Source organism: Tenacibaculum sp. IB213877, from assembly GCF_034043975.1.
Lineage (GTDB): Bacteria > Bacteroidota > Bacteroidia > Flavobacteriales > Flavobacteriaceae > Polaribacter.
The window spans coordinates 1-733 of sequence record NZ_JAXCHH010000041.1 but is presented as its reverse complement, the minus strand read 5'-3'; the positions used below and the strand labels follow the sequence as shown (position 1 = coordinate 733).

Below are 733 nucleotides of genomic sequence, written 5' to 3'. Positions count from 1 at the left end.
TCACTCCTGTAGTAGGGGAACTCGTATCGGCAATCGTTGCCGTTCCACTGACAATACTCCATATTCCTGTACCTACCGTAGGCGTATTGGCTGCCATGGTAAAGCTTGAGGTGTTACATTGGGTTTGGTCGGTGCCTGCTGCCGCTGTTGTAGGCAACGCATCGTTGGTCAGTACCACATCGTCCGTACTATCGGTACAGCTTCCGTTGCTGATCGTCCATCGTAAAGTCACCGTATCGCCTGCTGCTACCGTCACTCCTGTAGTGGGGGAACTCGTATCGGCAATCGTTGCCGTTCCACTGACAATACTCCATATTCCTGTGCCTACCGTAGGCGTATTGGCTGCCATGGTAAAGCCTGAGGTGTTACATTGGGTTTGGTCGGTGCCTGCTGCCGCTGTCGTAGGCAACGCATCGTTGGTCAGTACCACATCGTCTGTACTATCGGTACAGCTTCCGTTGCTGATCGTCCATCGTAAAGTCACCGTATCGCCTGCTGCTACGGTGACTCCCGTAGTCGGTGAACTCGTATCGGTAATCGTTGCCGTTCCACTGACAATACTCCATAATCCCGTGCCTACCGTAGGTGTATTTGCTGCCATGGTAAAGCCTGAGGTATCACACTGGGTTTGGTCTGCGCCTGCTGCCGCTGTGGTCGGTAAGGCATCGTTGGTCAGTACTACATCGTCCGTACTATCGGTACAGCTTCCGTTGCTGATCGTCCATCGTAAAGT

The 733-nt window shown here is 53.1% G+C and carries 1 pseudogene; it reads right to left on the bottom strand.

Going from position 1 to position 733, the window contains the following annotated elements:
- Positions 1 to 733 (bottom strand): annotated as a pseudogene (locus SLH33_RS13050) (hypothetical protein); the annotation flags it as partial.